5 protein-coding genes are annotated in these 2454 nt (G+C 67.6%); 2 read left to right on the top strand and 3 right to left on the bottom strand.

Annotated elements, in window-relative coordinates:
* A partial coding sequence (locus VGH85_11695; GenBank protein HEY2174460.1) for a tetratricopeptide repeat protein occupies positions 1-228 on the top strand: 228 nt, incomplete at its 5' end.
* A 321-nt stretch (positions 229-549) separates the two neighbouring features.
* Positions 550-1131, top strand: a complete 582-nt coding sequence (locus tag VGH85_11690) for a CBS domain-containing protein (GenBank protein HEY2174459.1) — start codon at positions 550-552, stop codon at positions 1129-1131.
* 46 nt (positions 1132-1177) lie between these two features.
* Here the strand turns inward: VGH85_11690 and VGH85_11685 are convergent, their stop codons facing one another.
* From VGH85_11685 to VGH85_11675, 3 genes are all read right to left on the bottom strand, one after another.
* Positions 1178-1408, bottom strand: a complete 231-nt coding sequence (locus VGH85_11685; GenBank protein ID HEY2174458.1) for a hypothetical protein — start codon at positions 1406-1408, stop codon at positions 1178-1180.
* Between the two features lie 51 nt (positions 1409-1459).
* Positions 1460-1807 (bottom strand): hypothetical protein, encoded by a 348-nt coding sequence (locus tag VGH85_11680; protein ID HEY2174457.1) that lies wholly within the window; start codon positions 1805-1807, stop codon positions 1460-1462.
* Positions 1808-1881: 74 nt separating this feature from the next.
* On the bottom strand, positions 1882-2454 hold a 573-nt coding region (locus tag VGH85_11675; GenBank protein HEY2174456.1), incomplete at its 5' end, for a helix-turn-helix domain-containing protein.

The raw sequence follows: 2454 nt of genomic DNA, 5'->3' as shown, positions 1-2454 counted from the left end.
GAAGAAGCTATCGGTCACGCCCAGGAAGCAGTACGGATCCGCCGCGATCTCGTCCGGCGGGACCCCGACACCCATCAGGCCGCGCTGGCATCGTCATTGCACAACCTCGCCAAGCGGTTGCGAAGCCTGGGGCGCACCGAGGAAGCCACGCGACCGGCACAGGAAGCCGCGAAAATCTACCGCCGAGCCAGCGAGGCTCGGGGCGCCCGCTCGCTGTTGCCCGGTTGACCCCGGTTGACGGAGCCGCGAGTGTTCCGGCGAGACAGCCCCACGGCAGGGCTGAGTGACCCTCGGCTCGCCGGTTTACACGACATTCATCGGGTCTTAGCCGTCGATGATCACGGGTCGTCTACCGTCTCGTACAGGCAGATCAGCGGAGATCGGTTCTCGATCCTCCGACGTGTCGTTGGACCAGCCCCTCGGCCGCCCGGGCTCCGGCGGACCACGACTGCGTTGTCGTCCCGCGGGTCCCGACAGCCGTATCCACAGGACTGGAATGAGCTGCCGGCTGCACACGCTACAGGCCGGCCGACGTCGGGAAGGAGCTCCATGAGCCCCACACCAGATCAGCGGATGCGTTGCCCCCGCCAGTATCACGAGGATCAGCTCGGCCTGGCGTGCGTCGCTGTGAATCCCCGGTCCCGCGGTGCCCTGACCGCTTCTGAGGTGATGACGTCACCGGTGACCACGGTCAAAGCCGATACCTCGATCCTCGAGGCGGCGGCGATGTTGGCCCGGAGCGGTCTCAGCGCGCTACCGGTACTCGACGACGACGGTGCCGTCGTGGGCATCACCACCGAAGCCGACCTCGCGCGTGATCAACTTTGCGCCACCCGGCAACGCGCAAGGACGGGCCAGGAACGGATCCCGACGACGGTCGGTGAAGTGATGTCGAGGACTCCGCTGATCGCTCCGCCGGACTACGAACTGGCTGAGCTCGTATCGTTGATGCTCGTCGCGGGGACCAGCGTGGTACCTGTCGTCGACAACTGTCGCCTCGTGGGCATCATCAGCATGCGGGAGGTCCTGCGGATCGTCGGTTCAGGTCATTCCGACCCGCGGTCCATGCCGGCACCGTCCGACTCCTCGGCGGTCGTTCACGCCGAGTACCAGGGTCTGGCCATGGCCTGACGGCCGGCACCGCACCTCTCTCGACCCGCGCGTCGGACGTCGCTTGCTATCGCGGGCCGTAGAGGTCCAGCAGCAGGAGCTGTGCCGCCGTGACGCAGTGGGATCGTCCGTTGACGAAGGCGACCAGGAACTGTCCGTCAGGAGTGCGTGCTGTGATCACTCCACGAGTGCCGCTTCGGACCTGCGGTCGCAGGAACCCGCCCAGGTGCTCGGCGGCGACGACCCGGTCGCCGACATCGAGCGCCGGCGCTCGCTCGTAGGGGTACTGCGTCGCCATACTGCTCACCCGCTCAGGTATTGGTGCGCTCCGCCGCTGGCCGAGCCCGGCTCATCCGGGGACCAGAGCACCGCTGAGGCGGCTCGGTGACGACCGCTCGAGTCCTGCCCGGTAGAGGGCGAACACCGCCCACAATGTCGCCTCGTCGAGGCAGGCGAGTACCTCCTCGCGCAGGCCGATGACGAGCAGCCGCGCGGGTAACCGTGTCATCGCGTCGGCCAGTACTTCGAACAGCTCAGGTTTGCCAGGAGTAGCCGCCGACACGTCCACCGCCAGGAACTCGCGGCCGCGGGACGCAATGTCGATCTGTTCGCGTAGCGAGGCCAGCGATGCTGTGTCCGTCGAGCCGGTGATCGTGACCAGAACGCCACGCAACGCGACCGCGGTGCTTTGCTGCACTGTCCTCACCCCTTGGGCATGTCAGTGACACGGGCCGGGGTCTGGGGCGTGGGGAGATAGTCCTCTCCGGTAGTTCACTGGTCAACCAGGAGTCCATGGTCATCTCGATGCGGCCGACTCGTCTGCACCTGGAAGGTGCGGCGATAGGTGCTGGGTGAGACACCGATCGACGTCCGTAGGTGGCCGCGCAATGACGCCGCGGTACCGAGGCCGGCGGCGTGGGCTATCTGATCGACCGGCAGGTCGGTTGATTCCAGGAGGCGCCGCGCGTAGTCGACGCGCTGGCGGGTCAGCCACTGGTTCGGGCTGGTGCCGGTCTCGTCGCGAAATCGGCGGGTGAACGTCCGGATGCTCATCGAGGCGTGTCTGGCCATACTCGCCAGCGTGAGACCGGTGTCGATCCGTTCCATCGCCCAGGTCCGGGTCGGTGCGGTCGACGCGTCCCCGTCATCGGGCACCGGCGCCTCGATGAACTGGGCCTGACCGCCCTCCCGCCAGGGCGCGACGACGCAGGCGCGGGCGACGGTGTTGGCGACGCTGCTGCCGAGGTCACGTCGGATGAGGTGTAAGCACAGGTCGATCCCGGCGGCCGCGCCGGCCGAGGTCAGCACGTCGCCGTCGTCGACGAAGAGCACGTTCTGGTCGAG

The organism is Mycobacteriales bacterium, assembly GCA_036497565.1.
GTDB lineage: Bacteria > Actinomycetota > Actinomycetes > Mycobacteriales > QHCD01 > DASXJE01.
This window is presented reverse-complemented; position numbering and strand designations above follow the sequence as displayed.